This window comes from Streptomyces sp. NPDC043176, assembly GCF_056436715.1.
Genome location: NZ_JBWKCA010000022.1, coordinates 71,939 through 93,936, shown reverse-complemented (window position 1 = coordinate 93,936; position 21,998 = coordinate 71,939). Strand labels below are relative to the sequence as shown.

Here is a 21,998-nt window from a genome sequence, read left to right as displayed (position 1 = left end):
TCTTACCGACCCTCCTGGTCGCTGTCCGATCCCCGTGCCGCCCACATCGGCAGCCGTTCCGCCCGCCGCCGCTCCGTCCCGTTCCGCCGGGGCGGCCTCCCGTCCCGGTCGCCCGGCGCGGCCGGTGCCCCGTCCCACAGCGTGCCGTCGGTCCGGTCACCCGGATCGGGGTCGACCAGCACCACACCGAGCACCGGGATGTGCTGGTCCGCGAGCTGCCGCGCCACCGTGTGCAGCCACGCGGCACTGCCGTGTCCGGCACGCACGACGAGCACGGTCCGCGTGCCGAGGTACCGGAGGTCCGTCCACGCCGCACCGGGCGCCACCGAGCCGACGCCGAGCAGGCGCTCCTGACGCGACACGGTCGCGGCCCGCTCGCCGCCGACAACGGCCGGGTCTCCCGGCGCCGGGCGGCGGTCCGCGAGCCGCCGGCCCGGCAGACCGTCGACGACGGTCAGCGGCCCGTCCGCCGCCAGCACCCGGGCGAGGTCCAGAGCGAGCTCGCCCGCACCGCGCTCGCAGCCCAGTTCGAGCAGCGACACCGGTTCCGCCGAGGCGCGTACGGTACGGGCCAGCGACGCGGCGAGCCGCATCCGTGCCGCCCGGGCACGTCGGCGACGCCACGGCCCGGCCGACCGGTGCGGCAGCTCCGCGACGACCGAGGCGCCGAGGTTCGCCGCGATGTCCCGGCGCAGCACGGGACGGTCCGCCACCACCGTGCCGACCGCGGCCACCGCCAGCCCGAGGACCAGCCCGAGGACCAGCCCGAGCCCCGCCTGGGTGGCGGCGGTCCTGGCCAGGGAGGGCCGCACCGGGCGCGGGGCGTCCACGATCTGCGTACCGGCGATGAGCCGGGGCGTCCCGATCCGTGCCTCCGCGGCCCGCTGGTCGAAGTCCGCGATGCGCGAGGTCAGTTCGGCCCGGCGGGCGAACAGCGACTCCAGGTCCGCCGACACCTTCGGCCCGTCCTGCGCCGACGCGCCCCCGATCGTCGTGTTGACCTGGGCGAGTTCCTCCCGCATCCGGTCGCGCTGGTCGAGCAGGGCCTTGGCCTCGGCGTCCGCGGCCTCCCGTATCCGCCGCACGTGGTCCGCGACGAACGCGTCGGCCAGCGCCCCGGCGCGCGCCACCGCCTCCGCGTCGCTCTCACCCGACACGTCGATCTGCAGCAGGTTGTTCGTCAGGCCGGTCCCCGCGTAGTCCTTCATGAAGTCCTCCGGCTTCACCGGGGACTTGAGGGCCCGCAGGGCCTGGTCGGCGATCCGCGTCGTCTGCAGCAGCGCCACATCGGTGCGGATCAGCGTCCCGGGGTCGTTCGGCTGGTCCTCCTGATGCGCGACCAGCACCTTGGTCACCGCCGTGGGCGGCGGCGGCAGCAGGACCGCGAGCGCCGCGCCGGCGAGCAGCCCGAGGAGCGCCAGGGAACCCCAGAGGCGCCGCCGCCTGCGCACCGCGACCACCAGCGCCTGCAGGTCGAGGAGCGGAGCGGCGGCGGACGGCTCCGGTGTCGTACGTGTCGTCACTCCGTGCCTCCCGCTCCGCCGCCCGCAGCGGCGAACTCCGCCGCCGCGGCGGGCCGGTGGGGCTCCGCCGACCGCGCGGCGCGCTCCGAGACCGTGCCGGCGAGGACGACGCCGACGACCTCGTGCCCGGCGTCCGCGCACGCCTCGGCGATGCCGGAGAGCTCCGCCGAGGTCCAGCTGCCCGCGCTGAGCACGACCAGCGCACCGGACTCGTCGCCGTGGTCCGGCACCAGCGGCTGGGACATCGACACCTCCACCACCCGCAGCGCGGCAGCGCCGCCGGCCGGATCGCCCTTGGTCTCGGAGACGAGCTGCCCGGCGGCCCGGAGCGCGATCCGGTCGCCGTCCGGGACGACCACCAGCAGCCGCCGGCCGGCCGGCAGCCGGTCCCGGAGGCGGGCGTACAGCCGCCGGTAGCGGATCCGCCGGCTGGCCTCGTCGCCGGCCGTACGCGGCGCCGGCATGTCCCACCGGGTGTCGACGCCGAGCAGCCTGCGCAGCCACGACCGCGGGCCACGGCCCTCCGCCCGGTGCGCGTGCCGCTCACCGGGCACGTCGACGGTGCCGAGGAGCACCGAGCCCAGTGCCGCGGCGATCTCGGCCTCGCCCCGCAGCCGGCGGCTCATCCGCGCCGCGGTGAGGTGGCCGACGACCGTCAGCAGGAACGACAGCACCGCCCCGCCGGCGACGAGCTGCGTCCTCGTCGGCGGCGCCTCGCCGGCCGGCCGGGCCGCCGGGCCCATGACCACCATGTTGGCCTTGTGGGACCTGCCGGACGCCGGGTCGACCTGGTCCAGCTTGTCGATGGCCTCCCGCAGCGCGGTGCGCAGCTTCTCCAGCTCGGTGCGGGTCTGCACGCTCTCCACGGTCCGCCCCGGATCGGCCGCGTCGGCCAGCTCGGTGATGCGGCGGTTGGTCTGCACGACCGACTGCCGCAGCGTCTCGAGCCGCGCCGCCGCCTCGGGGTCGGTGTCGTCGCCCACGATCCGGGTGGCGAAGCCGACGAACTGCACGGCCACCTGGTCGGCGAGCCGCTGCGCGCGCTCCGGGGTCTCGGCGGTGCCGGAGATCTTGATGATGTTCCCGTCGGCGACCTTGGCACTCACCCGTTCCCGCAGCTCGCGGCCGTCGACACCGGCCCAGCCGAGGGTGGTGGCGGCACGGTCGACCACCACCGAACTGGTCGCGATCTCCGCCTGCGTCAGCAGCTCGCGCTCCTCCCACGCGCCCGGCAGCAGCACCGATGCCGACGTCGTGTAGCGCGGGGGAAGCAGCTGCGAGGTGCCGTAGCCGACGAGCGCGCCCACCAGGACGAGGAGGGTGAGGAGCCGTCGGCGCCGACGGATGATCCGCCCGATCGTGACCAGGCGTATGGTGTCATCGCTCAACGACGAGGCCTCGTCCCTGCCTCGTCCGGGTCGGCCGCCGCGGCGCGGTCACGGCAGGCGGCGGCGTAGGCGGCGAGCAGTGACCGCTGGGAGTTCCGCCAGGAGAGCGGCCCGCTGATCCGCTCCCGGCCGATCTCGCCCATCCGGGCCCGCTGCTCCGGATCGTCGAGGAGCAGTGCGATGAGCTTGGCGAACTCGGCCTCGTCGTTGGCGGGCGCGTACACGGCGGCGTCGCCGGCGGAGACCCGCGCCTCCCGGAGGTCGAACGACACGATGGGCCGGCCCATCACCATGTACTCGAGGACCTTGTTCATCGTCGACACGTCGTTGAGCGGGTTGTGCGGGTCGGGGGAGAGGCACACGTCCGCCGTGGACAGGTAGCGCACCAGATCGGCGTCCGGAACGCGCCCGGTGAACTGCACCTGGTCCGAGAGGCCGAGCCGCCGGGACAGCTCCACCATCGCGTCGAAGGTGTCGCCGCCGCCGACGAACACCGCGTGCCAGTCGCTCCGTCCGACCTCGTCGCGCAGCTTCGCCAGCGCCCGCAGCGCGTAGTCGACGCCGTCCTGCGGGCCCATGACACCGAGGTAGCACAGCAGATGGGGCTTGCCGCGCTTCAACTCCGGCTCGGGAGGCACCGGGTGGAACCGCTCGATGTCGGGCGCGCTGCGCACCACGAACACGTCCTCGGGCCGTCGGCCGCCCCGGCGCACCGCGACGTCCCGGTAGCTCTCGTTCGTGGCGAGCACGACGTCCGCGGCCCGGTAGGTCCGCCGCTCCAGCGCGCACACGGCGCGGTAGAGCAGGTCCTCGCCGCGGTCGAACCGGGAGAGGTACAGCTCGGGCACCAGGTCGTGCTGGTCGAAGACGAACCGCGCCCCCTGCCGCTTCATCCGGAGCGCCGGCAGGAACAGCAGGTCCGGCGGGTTGCAGGCGTGCACCACGTCGACCGGGCCGACCTTCCGGGCCAGCCGGAGGGTGTGCCACAACGCCGAGCCGTACTCCCGCAGATAGCCGGCCGGACCTCCGGTGGCCGCGCGCAACGGGTAGCGGTGGATCCGCACCCCGTCGATCTCGACCTCCGACTCCGTGTCCCGCTTGCTGCCCTTCGGACAGATGACGTGGACCTCCCAGCCCGCGTCGCGCAGCGTCGTGCATTCCTGCCACACCCGCCGGTCGAACGGCACCGACAGGTTCTCCACCAGGATCAGCGCGCGCCGGCCGGGCCGGTCACCACTGGTCTCTTCACCAAGCAAGGCCCACGTACCCAGGTTCGGCCCGGCGCGCGTCCGCGTCGGGGAGATGGATGAGATCGATGATCACCGGGCCGTCCCCGTGGGGCAGCGCCGACAGCACGGCCGGATCCCTGGTCCCCACCAGGCACACCTCGGCGTGCTCGAGCACGTCGTCGACGGAGTCGGCGAGCAGCTGCGCGAGGTGCGGCAGCCGCGTCTCGATGTACTCGCGGTTCGCGCCGATCAGCCGGGACAGGCTCACGTTGGCGTCGTGGATCCGCAGGTCGTACCCCTTGCCGAACAGCCTCTCCGCCAGCTCGACGAGCGGACTCTCGCGGAGGTCGTCGGTGCCGGGTTTGAAGGACAGCCCGAACAGGCCCACCCGGCGCTTGCCGGTGCGCTCGACCAGCTCCACCGCGCGCTGGAGGTGGTCGGCGTTGGAGGCCAGCACGTGGGCGAGGATCGGCACCGAGACGTCGGCCCGCTGTGCCGCGTGCACCAGGCTGCGCAGGTCCTTGGGCAGGCAGGAGCCGCCGAAGGCGAAGCCGGGCCGCAGATAGGCGGGGCTGATGTTCAGCTTGCGGTCGGCCAGGAAGACGTCCATCACCTGGTGCGAGTCCACGCCGAGCGCCTGGCAGACGGCGCCCAGCTCGTTCGCGAAGCCGATCTTGAGACCGTGGAACGCGTTGTCCGCGTACTTGATCGCCTCGGCCGTCGGGACCGGTACCCGGAACACCTCGCCGGGCAGGCCCTCGTACAACGAGGCCACCACGTCGCCGCTGCCCGCGTCGAGCTCGCCGATGACCGTCTTGGGCGGGTCGAAGAAGTCCCGCACGCTCGTGCCCTCGCGCAGGAACTCCGGGTTGACCGCCACCCCGACGTCCACCCCGGCCGTGCCGCCGACGAACTTCTCCAGGATCGGCACCAGCAGGTTCAGGCAGGTGCCCGGGAGCATGGTGCTGCGGAACACGACGGTGTGCCGCCCGCCGCGCTCGGCCAGTGCGGAGCCGATCTCCTCGGTCACCCGCTCCAGGTACGTGGTGCACAGGCTGCCGTTGGGCTCCGACGGCGTGCCCACGCAGATCAGCGACACCTCGCTGTCCATGATCGCCTCACGGACGTCGTCGGTGGCGCGTAAGGCCCCGCTCCGCACGACCTCGGCGACGAGCTCGCCGATCCCCTCCTCGACCACCGGGGCCTTGCCGTCGTTGACCAGGTCGACCTTCACCCGGTTGACGTCCACCCCGATGACCTCGTGGCCCATGCTGGCCAGGCACGCGGCCGACACGCAGCCCACGTAGCCGAGCCCGAAAACGCTGACCTTCATGCCCCGTTCCTCCCCCCGGGCAGGCCCTCACGGCCTGCCGTCCACGAGCCGGCCCCACCACGAACTCCGCGCATCAGTAGGCCCCCTGCCCGTACAGCACGGCGCGGAGCGTCTTCCACAGGATCACCGTGTCCAACGCGAGCGACCAGTCCTCCACGTACCGCAGGTCGAGCCGGACGGCCTCCTCCCACGGCAGGTCGCTGCGTCCGCTGATCTGCCACAGGCCGGTGAGGCCGGGCTTGACGAGCAGCCGCCGCCGGATGTCCGGGCCGTAGGCGGCGCACTCCTCCGGTAACGGAGGCCGGGGGCCCACGAGCGACATCGATCCGGTCAGGACGTTGAAGAGCTGCGGGAGCTCGTCGATCGAGTACCGGCGCAGCACCGCACCCACCCGGGTCACCCGCGGGTCCCGGCGGAGCTTGAACAGCAGGCCCGCGCCCTCGTTGCGGTCGGCCAGCTCGGCCCGCGCGCGGTCGGCCCCGGCGACCATGGTGCGGAACTTGAGGATGGTGAACTCGCGGCCGTCCTTGCCGACCCGGCGCTGGCGGTAGACCGCCCCGCCCCGGCTCTCGGCCATCACGAGCAGCGCGACGACGACCATCAGCGGCGCGAACAGCAGCAGCAGGACCGCCGCGCCCAGCCGGTCGACGACCCCCTTGACCGCCCGGCGGCCTCCGGTGAAGGCCGGCATGCTGACCCGCAGCAGCGGGATCCCGAGCACCGCGTCGACGTGCAGCCGCGGGCCGGCCACCTCCATCAGCACCGGGGCCACGACCATCTCGGCGTCGCTGCCCTCCAGGTTCCAGGCCAGCCGCTGCAGCCGGTGGGGCGACCAGTGCGGGTCCGGCGTGATCGCGACGACGCGGTAGCCGTCGCGGCGGATGTGGTTGGCGACGTCCGTCAGACGGCCGACGACCGGCACTCCGTCCAGCTGGTCGCCGTCGGGCCCGAGGCCTTCCTCCGTGCACACCGCGTCCACCCGCCACCCGAGGTGCGGGAACTTCCGCGTCCGGCTGATCAGGTCGCGCACGGTGGCCGGGCTCCCGGCGGCGAGCACCGGCCGCAGGCAGCGTCCCTCTTTGCGCTGCTTGTGCAGCCAGAGGCGCAGCAGGTAGCGCGTCGTCATGGTGACGATCGCGATCGCCGGGATGGCGACGAAGATCCAGAGTTTGATGTTGCGCGAGGTCAGGGCTATGCCGCCGAGGGCCAGCACCACGGTGGCCATGAAGAGGGAGCGTCCCAGCCTGCGGAACTCCTCGGCGCCCTGGCCGAGTACGGCCGGTGCCCACGCCCGGCTCACCGCCAGCATCGCCAGCACCAGCAGCTGGGTGCCGAACGCGAGTATGCCCCACTTCTCGTGCCAGTTGGCCGCGTCCCGCGCCCCGAAGAACTCGCCGATCGCCGCCACGACGAACGCGGTGGCCACGGTGTCGCTGACGATGACCGTACGGCGGTAGCGCTGCTCCCAGTCGCTCGCGCCCCGGCTGATCTCCCCGTCCGCCAGACGCCCGCGCGCCGACGGAAGCGGGCTGACTACTCCCCCTTGCCGCACAGAACCCCCCAGGTCCCCAGTGGTTCGACGTGTTCGCCCCACACGGCTCCCCGCCCGGAAGGCCCCCGCCTCCCGCGTACGGAAAAACCGTCTATCGCAGACTCGATGGAACAATTCGCCCGAACGACGGCAGAGTTGCCCGCCCTGCCGGACTCTCGAAAGTGCACGGGCCCGTCGAATTCCCCGGGCGCTCCCCACGCCCGAGGCCCCCTCGCGGGCTCAGGAATCGATCACCCCTACGTCTGGCGCAGGGGGTGCGACTGCCGGTTCTCCGTAGTGCCGGACGTAAAGATCATTTTGGTCGCCTCGTGTCCGATCAGCTGAAGCATGGTCAATCTAGAGCATGGAAAGGAGGTTGGAGAGGGGGTGTGTGTAATTTGTGCGTAAGGTTTGAGACTTGATCCCCAGGCCTGTCGTGGCCTGGTTGAAGTGCCAAGTAACTGGTATGGAAACAGGGCTTGTTGGCGATCACTGAAGATCGCGTTCCGCATTCCTCGCGCAGTCGATGACAGCGCTTGCAGGCCGCCGTTGCGGGCCCGAGGGGCACTCCGGCGTCGCGATGCGCGGATCGCCGCCCCCCGCGCGCGTCCCTTTCGGCGGCCGCGCGGGCCCGACCGGAAACCGACGCCATCGGCACGCGGTCGAGGGTCGCACGACCGGCCGATGTGACCAGCGTCACGTCGCCCGCCCGTGATGTCCGCGGGGGCGGATCCGCTGGATCATCCGGCGAATCCCGCCGCTCCGACGGGGAAGGGTGGTCAGCGATGGACCGCGAGTGCGTGGCGTTGTGCGCGGCCGACATGGGCCGGCACGCGTCCGAGTTCGTCGACGGGGTGGCCGCGCGGGGAAGGCTGCCGCTCGACTACTCGGCGGGGAGCCTGCGGCTGGTGGACCGCCTGATCGACGGCCTGCGCAGGGGCGGGGCGGGCCGCGAGCAGGTCGCCGGGCCGCTGACGGGACTCGGGGCGTACGTCGGAGAGGTCCTGGTGCGGGAGGTCGGGGCGGTCTGGGTGGACCTGCCGCCGGGCCACATGCTGCGGTCCGTCTTCGCCCACCCCGTCGGGGTGAGGACCCCGGACGGCCGGGTGTGGAACCCCCTCGGCCGTACCGTGAACCGCTTCGAGATAGGCCCCGGCGAGTCGCTCCAGACGTACTTCCTCACCCTGCACGGGTGGCGGTCGCCCCGCAGTCGCCGCGGCCCGGTCCGCAGACCCGGGAAAGCTCCTGGGCAGCGCTGACGGTTCGACAGGGTGTTCGCACAGGTCTGTTGATCGTCTGACAGGATGTACGCCCTACGGCTCCACGGCGAGGCCCGGAGTCCGCATGCGTACGGTTCGTGAAGAGGGTCGGGTGGGCGAGGGAACGGAGAGCGCGCCCACCGCGGCACACGGCGGGGATCGCGACGCGGAGCCCGGTGCGACCCGCGGCGCGGCTCGCGACGCGGAGCTCGGCGCGGCCGTCGAACGGGCCCGGCTCGGCGACGAGGACGCCTTCGCGCGGGCCTACCGGATCGTCCACCCCGGGCTCCTCGGGTACCTGCGGGGCATCGTCGGCGAGGACGCCGAGGACGTCGCCTCCGAGGCCTGGCTGGAGATAGCCCGGGACCTCGGCAGGTTCCGCGGCGACGGCGCGGGCTTCCGCGGCTGGACCGCGACCATCGCCCGCCACCGGGCCCTCGACCACCTCCGGCGCGTACGGTCGCGGCCCCGCCCCACCGGGATCGAGCAGGACGTCCTCGACCTCCCCGCCCCGGACGACGCGGCGGGCGAGGCCCTCGACGCCCTGTCGACGCGGCACGCGCTGGCCCTCGTCGCCGGACTGCCCCGCGACCAGGCCGAGGCCGTACTCCTGCGGGTCGTCGTCGGCCTCGACGGACCGACCGCCGCCCGGGTCCTCGGAAAACGTCCCGGTGCGGTACGGTCCGCCGCACACAGGGGATTGAGGCGTCTGGCGAAACAACTCAAAGGGAGAGGGAGGTGACGGATGTCCGACGACCAGGCGTACGACGCGCTGCAGCGGTCCCTGCGGGCCGCGCCCAGCGGCCCCGCCACCCCCACCGGTGACCCCGCCCGCCCCGCCCCCTCCGCCCCTGCCTCTGGCGGACGCGGCGCGCGGAGCGGCGCCCCGGCGACCGGCGGCGCCGCGAACCCGACCGGAGGCGACGTGCCGGGCGGCACCTCGGCCCCGAGCGGCACCTCGGCCCCGAGCGGCGCTCCGGCCCCCAGCGGCTCCGCGGCGCCGACGGGAGACGACGTGCCGGGCGGCGCCTCGGCGACGAGTGACACCCCGGCCCCGAGCGGCTCCGTGGCGCCGACGGGAGACGGCGTGTCGAGCTGCGCCCCGGCGACCGGCGGCGCCGCGAACCAGATCGGAGACGGCGTGTCGAGCCGCGCCCCGAAGCCCGGCGGCGCCGGGGCCCCGACCGGGGACGACGTGCCGGGCCGCGCCCCGGCCCCCAGTGGTGTCCCGCCCGCGAGCGGTGTCCCGGCCCCCAGCGAGGACCCGATGGCGCGGGCCGCGGCGGCCGAGGCGGACGCCCTGGCCGCGTTCCGGGCCGCCCGCGACGCGGGCCTGCATGCCTCCCGGGAGACGCGCCGCCGCGACGACTGGACCCCGGCCGCTGGCCGGCGGCGTTCGAGGCGGCCCCTCAAGACGGCCGTGGCCGCGCTGTTCGCCAGCGCCACGCTGGGGGGCGTGGCGGTCGCCGGCGGCGGCCTCGGCGACCTGCCCGGCAGCCACGCCCCGAGTTCCGAACCGCGTCCCGCCGGCGTCCTGCCCGTCCCGACGCGTGTTCCCGGCAAAACCGGATCGACGCCGCCCCGGCCGCCGGAGACCAGCACCCCCATCTACCCGGAGGGTCACCACGGGCCGCTCGCCGACGGCTACCGCGAGGCCCTCTGCCACGCCTTCGAGAAGGACGGCAAGCAGGGTCCGGGCCAGGGCCAGGGGCAGGGGCAGGGGCAGGGTCCAGGGAAGGGCAAGGGCAAGGGCGGCGGCGAGACCCCGCCGTCGGCCGCCTGGCAGCGGCTGGTGGACGCGGCCGGCGGCGAGGACCGTGTGACCGCCTACTGCGGCCACGATCAGCGGCTCGGCCAGAGCCCTTCCGCCGGCACCCGGCCGAAGGACGTCACCGGTCGGGGCGGTTCGCCGGCCGACCCGGGCAACTCCCCGAACGGGCGGGCGGCGACCGGTCCCGGGGGCCCCGCGGCCCGTACGGCGCCGCCCGCCCCGCGCAACGGGTGAGCCGCGTTGGCCCCGCGCAACGGGTGAGCCGCGTTGGCCACGCGCCACGGGCGAGCCGCGTCGGCCACGCGCAACGGGTGAGTCCGCGCCGGCCGCGCGCGCCGCTTCGGTGGGGGACCCCGCAACGGCCCCCGTTCACACCCCCATGAGCAGCAGTGAGGCCCACAGGGCGACGGTCGAGGCGAGCAGGGCGGCGGGGACGGTCAGGAGGCCGAGGCGGGTGAACTCGCCGAGGGACACGGGGTGTCCGTGATCGTGGGCGACGCGGCGCCAGAGGAGGGTGGCGAGGGAACCGGCATAGGTGAGGTTGGGGCCGATGTTCACGCCGAGCAGCACCGCGAGCACCGGGCCAGGACCGGAGGCCGCCGCCAGGGGGACCAGGGCCAGGGTGGCGGGCAGGTTGTTGATCAGGTTGGCGAGGAACGCGGCGAGCACGGCCGTGCCGAGCAGGGCGGGCAGCGAGGTGCCGTCGGGCAGGACGTGGGCGAGAGCCGAGCCGAGGCCGTTGTCGACGACCGCCCGGACGACGACGCCGAGCCCCAGGACGAACGCGAGGAACGGCAGCGACGCCGAGCGGACGAGCGCGCGAGCGGTCGTACGGCGGTGGGCCAGGGCGTGTACGGCCAGGACGGCGGCTCCCGCGGCCGCCGCCCACGCGGGGTCCAGGCCGGTGGCCGACGCCGCGCCGAATCCGGCGAGCGTCCCTGCCACGGTGCACAGCGCGAAGAGGGGGAACGGGGCGGGCGCCGAAGGGCCGGCCGGAGCGGTGGGCGCGGCGAGGTCGCGGGCGAAGAAGCGCCGGAAGACGACGTACTCGACCGCGATGGCCGCGAGCCAGGGGAGCAGCATCAGCAGCGCGAACCGGGTGAAGCCGACACCGGCGGCCGTGAAGGCGAGCAGGTTGGTCAGGTTCGAGACCGGCAGCAGCAGCGAGGCCGTGTTGGACAGGTGCGCGCTCGCGTACACATGAGGCCCGGGGCGGGCTCCCATCCGGGCGGTGGTCGCGAAGACCACCGGGGTCAGCAGGACGACGGTCGCGTCCAGGCTCAGCACGGCGGTGATCAGCGAGGCGAGTGCGAAGACGGCCCCGAGCAGCCGCCGGGGACGGCTGCGTGCCCGGCGCGCCATCCATGCGCCGCATGCGCGGAAGAGCCCTTCGTCGTCGCAGAGCCTGGCGAGGACGAGCACCGCCGCCAGGAAGCCGATCACCGGTCCGAGGCGCTCCGCCTCCTCGCGTACCGCCGCGGGCGTGACCGCGCCCACGGCAAGGACGGCCCCGGCGGCGGGCACCGCGAACGCCGCCTCGGGCAGGCGGAAGGGGCGGACGACGGCGCAGACCAGCACCACGACCAGGGCGAGTACGGACACGGACGCGACGAGCATGCGTTCGATGATCCAGGTCGGTCGCGGCGCCGGAACTTCGGGGGTGCCCGCGCGGCCGGGGCTGACCCCGTGTCAGAAGGGAGTGCTCCCGGACCCCTTGTGGCCTCCGCGTTCATCAATAAAATGTCACACACCATACAAGGGAGTCCATTCATGGCCCACGAGCAAGCCTCCGTGACCCGCGCCCACCCCTGGCACGGGATCATGGTCGCCACCGCCCTCCCCCTGCGCGGCGACGGCTCCGTCGACTACGACGCCTACGCCGAGCACGTGGCCTGGCTGATCGCCAACGGCTGTGACGGGGTCGTCCCGAACGGCTCGCTGGGCGAGTACCAGACCCTCACCGACGAGGAGCGCGCCCAGGTCGTGCGGACGGCCGTCGCGGCGGCGGGTGACGGGGCGCGGGTCATGCCGGGTGTCGCCGCCTACGGCAGTGCGGAGTCGCGGCGCTGGGCCGAGCAGGCCGCCGAGGCCGGCGCCGGATCGGTCCTCCTGCTGCCGCCCAACGCCTACCGCGCCGACGAGCCGGCGGTACGCGCGCACTACGCCGAGGTCGCCGGGGCCGGGATCCCGATCGTCGCGTACAACAACCCGATCGACACCAAGGTCGACCTCACGCCCGCGCTCCTGGCGGACCTGTACGCCGACGGCAGCATCGTCGCCGTCAAGGAGTTCAGCGGCGACGTCCGCCGGGCCTACGAGATCGCCGAACTCGCCCCCGAGCTCGACCTGCTGATCGGTGCGGACGACGTCCTTCTGGAACTGGCCCTGGCCGGCGCCGTCGGCTGGATCGCCGGCTACCCCAACGCCCTCCCGCGCAGCTGCGCCGAGCTGTACCGCGCCGCCGTCGCCGGCGACCTCGCCACCGCCGCGCCGCTGTACAAGTCCCTGCACTCCCTGCTGCGCTGGGACTCCAAGACGGAGTTCGTCCAGGCCATCAAGCTCTCCATGGACCTCGTCGGCCGCCACGGCGGCCCGACCCGCCCGCCCCGCCACCCCCTCACGCCGGAGCAGGAGGCGATCGTCCGCGCGGCCACCGAGAAGGCGATCGCGGAGGGGCACGCGTAGGGGCCGACGCGGGGCGGACGCATCGCCCGCACGCCGGGGCCGGACGCCCCCGCACCGGCCGCACCGGGCGCCCCCCCCGCACCGATCGCCGACCGCACCGATCGCCGACCGCACCGATCGCCGACCGCACCGACCGCCGGCCACCGGCCCGTACGTCCGCACCCGCCCGTCTCCGTTCGGCAGTCCGTCCGGCAGTCCGTCCGGCCGCCCATCCAGCGGCCTGTCGACCAGCCCGACCATCAGCCCGTCCATCACCCGTCCACCCACCGTTCGCCCGAAGGGGACGACCCCATGCGTACGCGTCATGTCTTCCACGCCGTCGACTCACACACCGAGGGCATGCCCACGCGTGTGATCACCGGTGGTGTCGGGGTCATCCCCGGGGCCACCATGGCCGAGCGCCGGCTGCACTTCATCGAGCACCTGGACCACCTGCGGACCCTGCTGATGTACGAGCCCCGCGGCCACGCGGCGATGAGCGGCGCGATACTCCAGCCGCCCACCCGCCCCGACGCCGACTACGGCGTGCTGTACATCGAGGTCTCCGGACTGCTGCCGATGTGCGGCCACGGCACCATCGGCGTCGCGACCGTCCTGGTCGAGACGGGCATGGTCCCGGTGACCGAACCCGTCACCACCGTCCGCCTGGACACCCCCGCCGGCCTCGTCAGCGTCGACGTCCACGTCGAGGACGGCGCCGCCACGGCGGTCACCTTCACCAACGTGCCCGCCTTCAGCGTCGGCCTCGACCTCAAGGCCGACGTCCCCGGCCACGGGACCGTCACCTACGACCTGGCCTACGGCGGCAACTTCTACGCCTTCGTCGACCTCGACGCCCTCGGCCTGCCCTTCGACCGCGCCCGGAAGGACGACCTCCTCGCCGCCGGCCTGGCCATCATGGACGCGATCAACGCCTCACCCGACCGGCCCGTCCACCCCACCCGCCCCGAGATCGCCGGACTCAAACACGTCTACCTCGCCGCCCCCGGCTCCGACGCCACCCGCTCCCGCCACGCGATGGCCATCCACCCCGGCTGGTTCGACCGCTCGCCCTGCGGCACCGGCACCAGCGCCCGCATGGCCCAACTCCATGCCCGCGGCCTCCTCGCCCCCCACACCGACTTCGTCAACGAGTCCTTCATCGGCACCGAGTTCACCGGCCGCATCACCGGCCACACCGACGTCGGCGGCCTGCCCGCCGTCATCCCCACCGTCACCGGCCGCGCCTGGATCACCGGCACCGCCCAGTACCACCTCGACCCGCGCGACCCCTTCCCGGCGGGGTTCCTGCTCTGACCCCGGCCGGGGAAACGTGACATTGTACGATGCTCCTCCGTGACTTCTCGGAGGACGCACGATGGGTGACCTGAAACAGTACGGTCTCGTCAGGGCGCAGGAACGACTGCGCGACCAGGTCGGGCACGCCCTCCGCGCCGCCCTGATCGCCGGCGAACTGCGCCCCGGCCAGGTCTATTCGGCCCCCGGGCTCGCGGCCGACCTCGGCGTCTCCGCGACCCCGGTCCGCGAGGCGATGCTCGACCTGGCCCGGGAGGGCCTCGTCGAGCCCGTGCGCAACAAGGGGTTCCGGATCACCGAGGTCAGCGAGCGGGACCTCGACCAGTACACCGAACTGCGCACCCTCATCGAGGTCCCCACGGTCGGCCGCATCGCGGAGACGGCCGAGCGGGAGCAGCTGGAAGCGCTCCGTCCGATCGCCGAGGAGATCGTCTCCTGCGCCCGGCGGCACGACCTGATCGGCTATCTGGAGGCGGACCGCCGCTTCCACCTCGCGCTGCTCGCCCTCTCCGGCAACGAGCGCCTCGTCGAGACCGTCGGCGACCTGCGCAAGCGCTCCCGCCTGTACGGCCTGACCGGCCTGGACGAGGCGGGCAAGCTGGTCTCCTCCGCCGAGGAGCACCTCGAACTCCTGGACCTGATGCTCGCCGGTGACGTACCCGCCGTCGAGGCCTGCATGCGCCGTCACCTCGGCCACGTGCGCTCGCTCTGGGCCGACGCCCGCGACGAACCGGTCGGCAGGAAGGCCGCCGGCTAGGGCCTGTCTGACGATTCCCGCCGGGTCCGGACCGCCCGGCGCGACCGGCCTCGGCCGCTCGGGGCGGACGGCGCTGCTTTCCGGGCAGCCCCCAGGCCGCCCCGGCGCGGGGGCGTGGTCGTCAACTCGGCTTGAAATCAGGCCAGTCGAGGCTCTGGACAGCTTCGGGCAGAACTATATGCTATGGCCATGTATCCTGCCGCCCCGACGCCCGCGAACGCCGCCGGCGCCGTCTCCGTGCCCCCTCCCGCGACCGCAGGCCGGCTCGCCTCCGTCGGGTCCTCGCCGGTACGGGAGATCCTCGCGCTCACCGCGCGGCCGGAGGTGATCTCCTTCGCCGGTGGCCTGCCCGCCCCCGAACTGTTCGACGTCGCGGGGATCAGGGCCGCGTACGACAGGGTCCTCGCGGAGAACCCGCGGCAGGCGCTCCAGTACTCGACGACCGAGGGCGACCCCGAGCTGCGGACGGCCGTCGCCGCCCGGCTCACCGCGCGGGGACTGGCCACCGACGCCGACGACCTGCTCGTCACCACCGGCTCGCAGCAGGCCCTCACGCTCCTCACCGCCGCCCTCGTCGAGCCGGGCGCCGTCGTGCTCGTCGAGGACCCCTGCTACCTCGCGGCCCTGCAGACCTTCGGCTTCGCCGGCGCCCGGGTCGTCCCCGTGCCCACCGACGACCAGGGCATCGTGCCGGCCGCCCTGGACGAGATCGCGGCCCGCGAGAAGCCCACCCTCCTCTACGTCATCCCGACCTTCCAGAACCCGACGGGCCGCACCCTGCCCGCCGAGCGCCGCGCCGCCGTGGCCGAGGCCGCCGCGCGGCACGGGTTCTGGATCGTCGAGGACGACCCGTACGGCGAACTGCGGTACGACGGCGAGCGCGTCCCGTGGATCGTCTCCGACCCCGCGGCCGCCGACCGCACCGTCCTCCTCGGCTCCTTCTCCAAGGTCATGGCCCCCGGCCTCCGGCTCGGCTACCTCCGCGCCCCCGCCGGGCTCCGCCGCACCTGCGTGATCGCCAAGCAGGCCGCCGACCTGCACACCTCGACCGTCGACCAGGCCGCCGCCGCCCGCTATCTGCGCGACAGCGACCTCGACGCGCACGTCGCCGTGATGCGGGACGCCTACCGTGAGCGCCGCGACGCCATGCTCGAAGGCCTCCCGGCCGCGCTGCCCGAGGGCGCCCGATGGAACCGCCCCGAGGGCGGCATGTTCGTCTGGGTGACCCTGCCCGAGGGATACGACGCCACCGCCCTCCTGAAGACCGCGATCGGCCACGAGGTGGCGTACGTGCCGGGTGCGCCGTTCTTCTGCGGCGAGCCGGATCCGGGCTCGATGCGCCTGTCGTTCACGACCCACTCGGCGGACGAGATCAGGGACGGCCTGCGCCGGCTGGCCAAGAGCTTCGTCTGAGGGGCGATCCCGGCGGTTGACGCCCCGGGTTGACGATCCGGAACGTCGGCGAGGGGGCGTCCGCCGGGGATCGGCGCGCGGCTTCGCGGGGAGTCCTCGGACTCCCCGCGGGGAGTCCGAGGGGGCCGCCTCCACAGGACTCGTCGGTGGCGTTCCGCGCTCCTCGCGGCGTGGGCCGACCGGGTGACTTCCGGTCGGCGCAGGCCACGGCCCGGTCACGACCTCGTGTCGTTGTTGGGCCGAACGGGTGAGGGGCGGGAGGATGTGTCCATGAGTAGGTACGAGAGGTACGACGTCACCGACGAGCAGTGGGAGGGCCTGGCGCAGGTCGTGCCCCTGCGCGGACGTGACGAATGGCCGTCCAGGGTCGATCACCGCACGATCCCCGAGCAGTACGAGTCCGCCGAACAGCGCCGCATGGTGGTGCTCCGGGTGCAGGTGTTCGCCGACGCCCGCGAGGTCGCCGAGTACCTCATCGCCCAGATCCCGGTGCTCCTCGATCTGACGAGCGCCGACACCGAGGTCGCCAAGCGGATCCTCGACTTCAGCAGCGGTGTCGTCTTCGGCCTCGGCAGCGGGATGCACCGCGTCGACCGCAACGTCTTCCTCCTCGCCCCGGCGGGCACGGAGGTCGAGGGCGCGGAGGGCGAGGACGACGAGGAGGTCGTGGGCGGCCGGACCGCCGGCGTCCCCCGATCGTAGGAAGGTCATCTCGCCGTAACGGTTCGTCAGGGAACGGTCTGCGTACGGTCCGGGCATGGACCTCACCGGCGGCTCCACGCTCGCCCGCACGCCAGACGCACGCCCCACCGACCTCGCCCCCGCGGGTGACGAGCCCTCGCCGGCACGCACGCCCGGCCCCCGTACGCCGGGGCCCCGTACCTCCGGGGCCGGCGCGTCCGGGGCCGGGCGGATCGCCGCCCGGCCGGCGGTCACCGAGCTGCGCCTCTCGGCGTTCGCCGGCCACCGCGGAGCCGCGCACGCGCTCGGGCCGGTCACCCTCTTCACCGGCCCCAGCGGCAGCGGGAAGTCGACCGCGCTGCGGGCGTACGAGGCACTGGCCAGGCTCGGTGCGGGCGACCCGCTCGACGAGGTGTTCGCCGACGCCGCCGACTGCGTCCCCGAGCGGGCCCGGCCCGACGCCCAGGGCCGGCGCGGCTTCCGGATCGGCTGCACGGTCGACGGGCCGGCCGGCCCCGTCCACCTGGACCTCGCCGTCCAGGCCGAGCCCCGGCTGCGGATCGTCGGCGAACGGCTCACCGGCCGGGGCCGCACCCTGCTGGCCACCGCCCTGCGCGACCCGGGCCGCAGCACCGTCCAGGCCGCGTGGCACACGGCCGGCGCCACACCCGTCACCCGCGCCCCGCTCCCCGACGACCTGCTCGGTACGGCCCTGCTGCCGCTGCGCGTGGCGGGCAAGACCCCCGGGCAGTTGGAGGTCCTGGCTGCCGCCGAGCAGGTGGTCATCGGGCTGATGTCGGCCTTCGCCTGCGATCCGCGGCCCGAGCGGATGCGGGCGCCCGTGCCCCCGGGCGAGGGGCGCCTCCGCCGCGGCTGCGGCAACCTCGCCGAGGTCCTGCACCGCACGCACACCGACTGCCCGCGCCGGCACCTCCGCCTCGCGGCCGTCGCGGGAGCGGGCTGCGCGGGCCCCGTCACCGGTCTCGGCGTGCAGGAACTTCCCGAGGGCACGGTACGGGCGTTCCTCGAACGAGGCGACCGGCCCGCGACCCCGCTCGGCCGGCTCGGCGACGGCGAACTGCGCTATCTGGCGCTCGCGCTCACCCTGCTCACCGGCCCGGGCGTGCTGGCCATGGACCGGCTCGCCGAGGTCCCCGACGCCATGCAGGGCCTCACGCTGCTCGCCGACGGCCTGGACCGCGGACTCGACGACCGTCAACTGGGCGAACTGCTCCGGCTCGCGGTGGGCATCGCCGCCGACGGACACATCCGGGTCGCCGGAACGGTCGGGGAACGAGCGGCGGGGGAGGCCCGACGGGCATCGGGGGTGACGGTGGTAGACCTGACCGGGTGACGAACAACCATGACGTGGCGGGACTTCAGCGCAGGCTGGCCGAGTTCTCGGCCGCCCGCGACTGGCAGCCGTACCACACGCCCAAGAACCTGGTGGCGGCGCTCAGCGTCGAAGCGGCCGAACTCCTGGAGATCTTCCAGTGGCTGACGCCGGAGCAGGCGGAGCGGGTGATGGACGATCCCGAATCGGCACACCGCGTCGCCGACGAGGTGGCCGATGTGCTCGCCTATCTCCTCCAGTTCTGCGAGGTGCTCGGAGTCGATCCCCTGGAGGCGCTCGCGGCCAAGATCGATCGGAACGAAGTCCGCTTTCCCGTCCGACGGCGGGGTGATGCCGGCGAAGATCGTCACTCTTCGGAGTGATCGGCTTTTCCTCGTCGAGCCTCCTGTCCACAGATTTCCGAATTCCCCTGGTGACAAGGCTCAGGCGGCCTCACTCTGGGTAGTGGAATGAGTGGGCAGTAAGTCGTACGAACGGGGGCGGCGTTGATGGACGCGGAGCGACTCGTCACGCTCGGCCGGCGCGCGCTGGCGGAGAGCGGGACGGCACAGCACATCGTGGCGGAGGCCTGGCAGGCCCAGGCGCTCGCCCAGGCGATAGGGAGTCACCTCGCCCTCTGCGGGCCGATGGAACTGCGGGGCGACGCACGGGGGCTGAGCGAGATCGGGGAGTACCCGATGTGGGGCGCCGGCGGGCCGCGGGCGGCCCAGCTGACCGAAGTGGCGGACCCGCGCGGGGCGTTGACCGCGCTGGGGGCCTTACTCGGGGAAGTGGGGATCGCGCTGGTCGGGGTCGCCTGCGCCACCGACGAGGAGGGGCTCTACTGGCAGTGCATCGAGGCCATCGACGCCGCCGACGAGTCGAGCGACCGGGTGCGCGGGATGCTCCGGCGCCTCGCCGTACGGGACGGGGAGCGGGCCCGCCCGCCCGACCCCGCCCGAGGTCGCGCGGGCCCCGGACGGGGCCCGACGTGAACGGCGTCCGGCGAGCGGCCGGGGGCGGCGCGGAAGCGGCGCGGTGGCTAGCGGAACGACGGGCCGTCACCGGGCCGGTCGGTGCCGCCCTGGTCCTGGGATCCGTGGCGGCCGGCCTGGTGGGTCCGGTCGTCGTGGCCGTGCTGGTCGCTCAGGAGGTGTTGGTCGCTCAGGATGTGCTGGTCGGTCCGGGCGGACCGGTCGGTCAGGGCGTGCTGGTCGGTCCGGGCGGACTGGCCCGAGCGGTGGGGCCGGTCGTCGTGGCCGTGCTGATCGGGCTCGTGGCGGTCGGCGGAGGACTGGAGGTCGGCGTCCAGCTGGGAGAGGTCGGCGGAGAGGGCCGCCATGAGCTCCTCCATCTGCTGGAGCAGGCCCTTGGGGGCGCCGGGGGCCTTCTGCTCGGGTACGGACTGCGGTTCCGGCTGCTCGGGAACGGCCCGCTCCGGCGCGGCTTCCTGGGACATGGCGGCCTCCTCGACCCGGACCCCACCGCCGAGGACGGGGCCACGAGAGAGAGCGACGCACCGGCAGCGGCCGCCGGCACGAGGGCCGGGCGGTCCGGCTCCGCCCGAGCCAACGACGGGCGCCCGGCCCCGGTCACTGGCCAGGGCGGACGCGGCCCGCCCGGGGACCGGATATTCACCCGGCCGTGCCGGAGCGGACGACGGGCTGACGGACAGGTTGACACGCACCCGAAGGTGCAGGATGGAGGTATGGATCTCCGCATCTTCACCGAACCCCAGCAGGGCGCCGACTACGACACCCTCCTCCGCGTGGCCCGGGCCACCGAGGACCTCGGCTTCGACGCCTTCTTCCGCTCCGACCACTACCTCAGCATGGGGTCCGGCGACGGTCTGCCGGGGCCGACGGACGCCTGGATCACCCTGGCGGGCCTGGCCCGGGAGACGCGGCGGATCAGGCTCGGCACGCTGATGACGGCCGGCACGTTCCGGCTTCCCGGGGTCCTCGCCATCCAGGTCGCCCAGGTCGACCGGATGTCGGGCGGCCGGATCGAACTCGGCCTCGGGGCGGGCTGGTTCGAGGAGGAGCACACGGCGTACGGCATTCCGTTCCCGAAGGAGAAGTTCGGCCGCCTCGAGGAGCAGCTGGCGATCGTCACCGGCCTGTGGGCGACCGAGGTCGGCAAGACCTTCAGCCACGAAGGAGAGTTCTACCGGCTCACCGACTCTCCCGCCCTGCCCAAGCCCGTCCAGGACAGGATCCCGGTGCTGATCGGCGGGCACGGCGCGAGCCGCACACCACGGCTGGCCGCGCGGTACGCGGACGAGTTCAACATCCCGTTCGCCTCCCTGGCGGAGACCGAGCTGCAGTTCGGCCGGGTCCGGGCCGCCGCGGAGGCGGCCGGGCGGGCGGCGGACGACCTGGTGTACTCCAACGCGCTGGTCGTCTGCGTCGGCAAGGACGACGCCGAGGTGGCCCGTCGCGCCGCCGCGATCGGCCGTGACGTGGACGAGCTCAAGGCGAACGGTCTGGCGGGCTCGCCCGCCGAGGTCGTCGACAAGCTCGGCCGCTACGCGGCGGTCGGCTCCTCGCGGGTCTACCTCCAGGTCCTGGACCTGGACGACCTGGACCACCTGGAGCTGATCTCCGCGCAGGTCCAGGCGCAGCTGGGCTGAGGGGCGGGCGATCCGATGAAGCCGCTCCGCACGCTCGCCGAGGCCCTCCGAGCGGGGACGGCCGTCCTCGACGGCGGCCTGTCCAACCAGCTGGAGGCGCAGGGCTGCGACCTCTCGGACGCGCTCTGGTCCGCTCGGCTCCTCGCCGACGGCCCCGAGCAGATCGAGGCCGCTCACGCGGCGTACGTACGGGCCGGGGCCCGGGTGCTCATCACGTCGAGCTACCAGGCCACCTTCGAGGGCTTCGCCCGGCGGGGCGTGGGCCGCGAGGCGGCGGCGGCCCTGATGGCCCGGAGCGTGGAGCTCGCGCGGGCCGCGGCGGAGCGGGTCGGGGAGGAGGTCTGGGTCGCCGCGTCCGTCGGGCCCTACGGCGCGATGCTCGCGGACGGGAGCGAGTACCGGGGGCGGTACGGGCTGTCCGTGCGGGAGCTGGCGGCCTTCCACCGGCCGAGGATCGAGGCCCTCGCGGCGGCGGGCCCCGACGTGCTGGCGCTCGAGACCGTCCCGGACGTGGACGAGGCGGAGGCCCTGCTGAGGGCGGCCGAGGGGTGCGGGCTGCCGGTGTGGCTCTCGTACACGGTCGACGGCGGCCGCACCCGGGCCGGGCAGGAGCTGGCGGAGGCCTTCGCGGTCGCCGCCGGCAACGACCAGGTCGTGGCCGTCGGGGTGAACTGCTGCGACCCGGCCGGGGCGGGTGACGCCGTGGCGCTCGCCGCGGACGTGACCGGAGGGCCGGCCGTGGTCTACCCCAACAGCGGCGAGCGCTGGGACGCCCGGGCGCGCGGCTGGCGGGGCGACCTCGCCTTCGACCCGGCCGCCTCCGCCGCCTGGGCCGCGGCCGGCGCCCGCCTCATCGGCGGCTGCTGCCGGGTGGGCCCGTCCACGATCGAGGCCCTCGCGGCGACGCTGTCGGGGGAAGCCGGGGACGCGGGCAGTTCCTGAAGCACTGGGGTGCCGGGGCGCCGGGGCGCCGGGGCGCCGGGGCGCCGGGGTGTCGGGAGAGTCGGGGATGGCCAGGGGTTGCGGGCTGGCCAGGGGTTGCGGGCTGGCCAGGGGTTGCGGGCTGGCCAGGGGTTGTGGGCTGGCCGGGGGCTGCGTTGTGGCCGGGGGTGCCGGGGGTGGCGGGAGGTCCGGGGCGGCAGGGGTCGGGGAGGGGGCGGGGGGAGG

20 protein-coding genes are annotated in these 21,998 nt (G+C 74.3%); 13 read left to right on the top strand and 7 right to left on the bottom strand.

From position 1 onward, the window contains the following. Positions 1–2: 2 nt before the first annotated feature. The 5 genes from AC067A_RS29520 to AC067A_RS29500 form a co-directional block, all read right to left on the bottom strand. On the bottom strand, positions 3–1,523 hold the full coding sequence (locus AC067A_RS29520) for a Wzz/FepE/Etk N-terminal domain-containing protein (RefSeq protein WP_479245555.1): 1,521 nt from the start codon (positions 1,521–1,523) through the stop codon (positions 3–5). Next, entirely contained in the window at positions 1,520–2,911 is a 1,392-nt protein-coding gene (locus tag AC067A_RS29515) for a Wzz/FepE/Etk N-terminal domain-containing protein (protein WP_479245553.1), read from the bottom strand. The genes AC067A_RS29520 and AC067A_RS29515 overlap by 4 nt, the downstream gene beginning before the upstream one ends. After that, on the bottom strand, positions 2,908–4,167 hold the full coding sequence (locus AC067A_RS29510) for a glycosyltransferase family 4 protein (protein WP_479245551.1): 1,260 nt from the start codon (positions 4,165–4,167) through the stop codon (positions 2,908–2,910). The genes AC067A_RS29515 and AC067A_RS29510 overlap by 4 nt, the downstream gene beginning before the upstream one ends. After that, positions 4,157–5,473, bottom strand: a complete 1,317-nt coding sequence (locus AC067A_RS29505; protein ID WP_479245550.1) for a nucleotide sugar dehydrogenase — start codon at positions 5,471–5,473, stop codon at positions 4,157–4,159. Before AC067A_RS29505 ends, AC067A_RS29510 begins: the two co-directional genes overlap by 11 nt. Positions 5,474–5,546: 73 nt before the next feature. Continuing rightward, entirely contained in the window at positions 5,547–7,025 is a 1,479-nt protein-coding gene (locus tag AC067A_RS29500; RefSeq protein ID WP_479245549.1) for a sugar transferase, read from the bottom strand. 764 nt (positions 7,026–7,789) lie between these two features. Between AC067A_RS29500 and AC067A_RS29495 the strand changes: the two genes are divergently transcribed. The 3 genes from AC067A_RS29495 to AC067A_RS29485 all read left to right on the top strand — a co-directional run bounded on the left by AC067A_RS29495 (position 7,790) and on the right by AC067A_RS29485 (position 10,268). Beyond that, entirely contained in the window at positions 7,790–8,263 is a 474-nt protein-coding gene (locus AC067A_RS29495; protein WP_479245548.1) for a hypothetical protein, read from the top strand. Positions 8,264–8,375: 112 nt separating this feature from the next. Further along, on the top strand, positions 8,376–9,005 hold the full coding sequence (locus AC067A_RS29490; RefSeq protein ID WP_479245546.1) for an RNA polymerase sigma factor: 630 nt from the start codon (positions 8,376–8,378) through the stop codon (positions 9,003–9,005). Positions 9,006–9,008: 3 nt separating this feature from the next. Continuing rightward, entirely contained in the window at positions 9,009–10,268 is a 1,260-nt protein-coding gene (locus AC067A_RS29485) for a hypothetical protein (RefSeq protein ID WP_479245545.1), read from the top strand. A gap of 135 nt (positions 10,269–10,403) precedes the next feature. On the opposite strand, the gene AC067A_RS29480 is transcribed toward AC067A_RS29485, so the two are convergent. After that, a complete protein-coding gene (locus AC067A_RS29480) occupies positions 10,404–11,663 on the bottom strand; it encodes an SLC13 family permease (protein ID WP_479245637.1) in 1,260 nt (419 codons plus the stop codon). 141 nt (positions 11,664–11,804) lie between these two features. On the opposite strand from AC067A_RS29480, the gene AC067A_RS29475 reads away from it, so the two are divergent. The 8 genes from AC067A_RS29475 to AC067A_RS29440 all read left to right on the top strand — a co-directional run bounded on the left by AC067A_RS29475 (position 11,805) and on the right by AC067A_RS29440 (position 19,194). Beyond that, positions 11,805–12,719: a dihydrodipicolinate synthase family protein gene (locus tag AC067A_RS29475; RefSeq protein WP_479245543.1), complete on the top strand. Its 915-nt coding sequence runs from the start codon at positions 11,805–11,807 to the stop codon at positions 12,717–12,719. A gap of 291 nt (positions 12,720–13,010) precedes the next feature. After that, a complete protein-coding gene (locus tag AC067A_RS29470) occupies positions 13,011–14,015 on the top strand; it encodes a proline racemase family protein (protein ID WP_479245541.1) in 1,005 nt (334 codons plus the stop codon). 61 nt (positions 14,016–14,076) lie between these two features. Continuing rightward, entirely contained in the window at positions 14,077–14,772 is a 696-nt protein-coding gene (locus AC067A_RS29465) for a GntR family transcriptional regulator (RefSeq protein WP_479245540.1), read from the top strand. A 189-nt stretch (positions 14,773–14,961) separates the two neighbouring features. Beyond that, a complete protein-coding gene (locus AC067A_RS29460; protein ID WP_479245539.1) occupies positions 14,962–16,185 on the top strand; it encodes an aminotransferase-like domain-containing protein in 1,224 nt (407 codons plus the stop codon). Between the two features lie 270 nt (positions 16,186–16,455). Continuing rightward, positions 16,456–16,887 (top strand): cell division protein SepF, encoded by a 432-nt coding sequence (locus tag AC067A_RS29455; RefSeq protein WP_017237889.1) that lies wholly within the window; start codon positions 16,456–16,458, stop codon positions 16,885–16,887. Positions 16,888–16,942: 55 nt separating this feature from the next. Then, the gene (locus AC067A_RS29450; protein ID WP_479245538.1) at positions 16,943–18,220 is read left to right on the top strand and encodes an AAA family ATPase; all 1,278 of its coding nucleotides are present in this window, start codon (positions 16,943–16,945) and stop codon (positions 18,218–18,220) included. After that, positions 18,217–18,582, top strand: coding sequence for a nucleotide pyrophosphohydrolase (locus AC067A_RS29445; RefSeq protein ID WP_479245537.1), 366 nt, complete (start codon positions 18,217–18,219; stop codon positions 18,580–18,582). The genes AC067A_RS29450 and AC067A_RS29445 overlap by 4 nt, the downstream gene beginning before the upstream one ends. Before the next feature lie 126 nt (positions 18,583–18,708). Further along, a complete protein-coding gene (locus AC067A_RS29440) occupies positions 18,709–19,194 on the top strand; it encodes a DUF6099 family protein (protein ID WP_479245536.1) in 486 nt (161 codons plus the stop codon). A gap of 47 nt (positions 19,195–19,241) precedes the next feature. Here the strand turns inward: AC067A_RS29440 and AC067A_RS29435 are convergent, their stop codons facing one another. Further along, on the bottom strand, positions 19,242–19,658 hold the full coding sequence (locus AC067A_RS29435) for a hypothetical protein (RefSeq protein ID WP_479245645.1): 417 nt from the start codon (positions 19,656–19,658) through the stop codon (positions 19,242–19,244). A 249-nt stretch (positions 19,659–19,907) separates the two neighbouring features. Between AC067A_RS29435 and AC067A_RS29430 the strand changes: the two genes are divergently transcribed. After that, positions 19,908–20,831: an LLM class F420-dependent oxidoreductase gene (locus AC067A_RS29430; protein ID WP_479245534.1), complete on the top strand. Its 924-nt coding sequence runs from the start codon at positions 19,908–19,910 to the stop codon at positions 20,829–20,831. 15 nt (positions 20,832–20,846) lie between these two features. Then, entirely contained in the window at positions 20,847–21,773 is a 927-nt protein-coding gene (gene mmuM, locus AC067A_RS29425) for a homocysteine S-methyltransferase (protein ID WP_479245532.1), read from the top strand. The last annotated feature ends 225 nt before the right edge of the window (positions 21,774–21,998 follow it).

Excerpts from the sequence above, each read along its gene's own strand:
- AC067A_RS29505 (WP_479245550.1), bottom strand. The coding sequence starts at position 5,473 with ATGAAGGTCAGCGTTTTCGGGCTCGGCTACGTGGGCTGCGTGTCGGCC.
- AC067A_RS29495 (WP_479245548.1), top strand. The coding sequence starts at position 7,790 with ATGGACCGCGAGTGCGTGGCGTTGTGCGCGGCCGACATGGGCCGGCAC.
- AC067A_RS29485 (WP_479245545.1), top strand. The coding sequence starts at position 9,009 with ATGTCCGACGACCAGGCGTACGACGCGCTGCAGCGGTCCCTGCGGGCC.
- AC067A_RS29475 (WP_479245543.1), top strand. The coding sequence starts at position 11,805 with ATGGCCCACGAGCAAGCCTCCGTGACCCGCGCCCACCCCTGGCACGGG.
- AC067A_RS29470 (WP_479245541.1), top strand. The coding sequence starts at position 13,011 with ATGCGTACGCGTCATGTCTTCCACGCCGTCGACTCACACACCGAGGGC.
- AC067A_RS29465 (WP_479245540.1), top strand. The coding sequence starts at position 14,077 with ATGGGTGACCTGAAACAGTACGGTCTCGTCAGGGCGCAGGAACGACTG.
- AC067A_RS29460 (WP_479245539.1), top strand. The coding sequence starts at position 14,962 with ATGTATCCTGCCGCCCCGACGCCCGCGAACGCCGCCGGCGCCGTCTCC.
- AC067A_RS29455 (WP_017237889.1), top strand. The coding sequence starts at position 16,456 with ATGAGTAGGTACGAGAGGTACGACGTCACCGACGAGCAGTGGGAGGGC.
- AC067A_RS29450 (WP_479245538.1), top strand. The coding sequence starts at position 16,943 with ATGGACCTCACCGGCGGCTCCACGCTCGCCCGCACGCCAGACGCACGC.
- AC067A_RS29440 (WP_479245536.1), top strand. The coding sequence starts at position 18,709 with ATGGACGCGGAGCGACTCGTCACGCTCGGCCGGCGCGCGCTGGCGGAG.
- AC067A_RS29435 (WP_479245645.1), bottom strand. The coding sequence starts at position 19,658 with ATGTCCCAGGAAGCCGCGCCGGAGCGGGCCGTTCCCGAGCAGCCGGAA.
- AC067A_RS29430 (WP_479245534.1), top strand. The coding sequence starts at position 19,908 with ATGGATCTCCGCATCTTCACCGAACCCCAGCAGGGCGCCGACTACGAC.
- mmuM (WP_479245532.1), top strand. The coding sequence starts at position 20,847 with ATGAAGCCGCTCCGCACGCTCGCCGAGGCCCTCCGAGCGGGGACGGCC.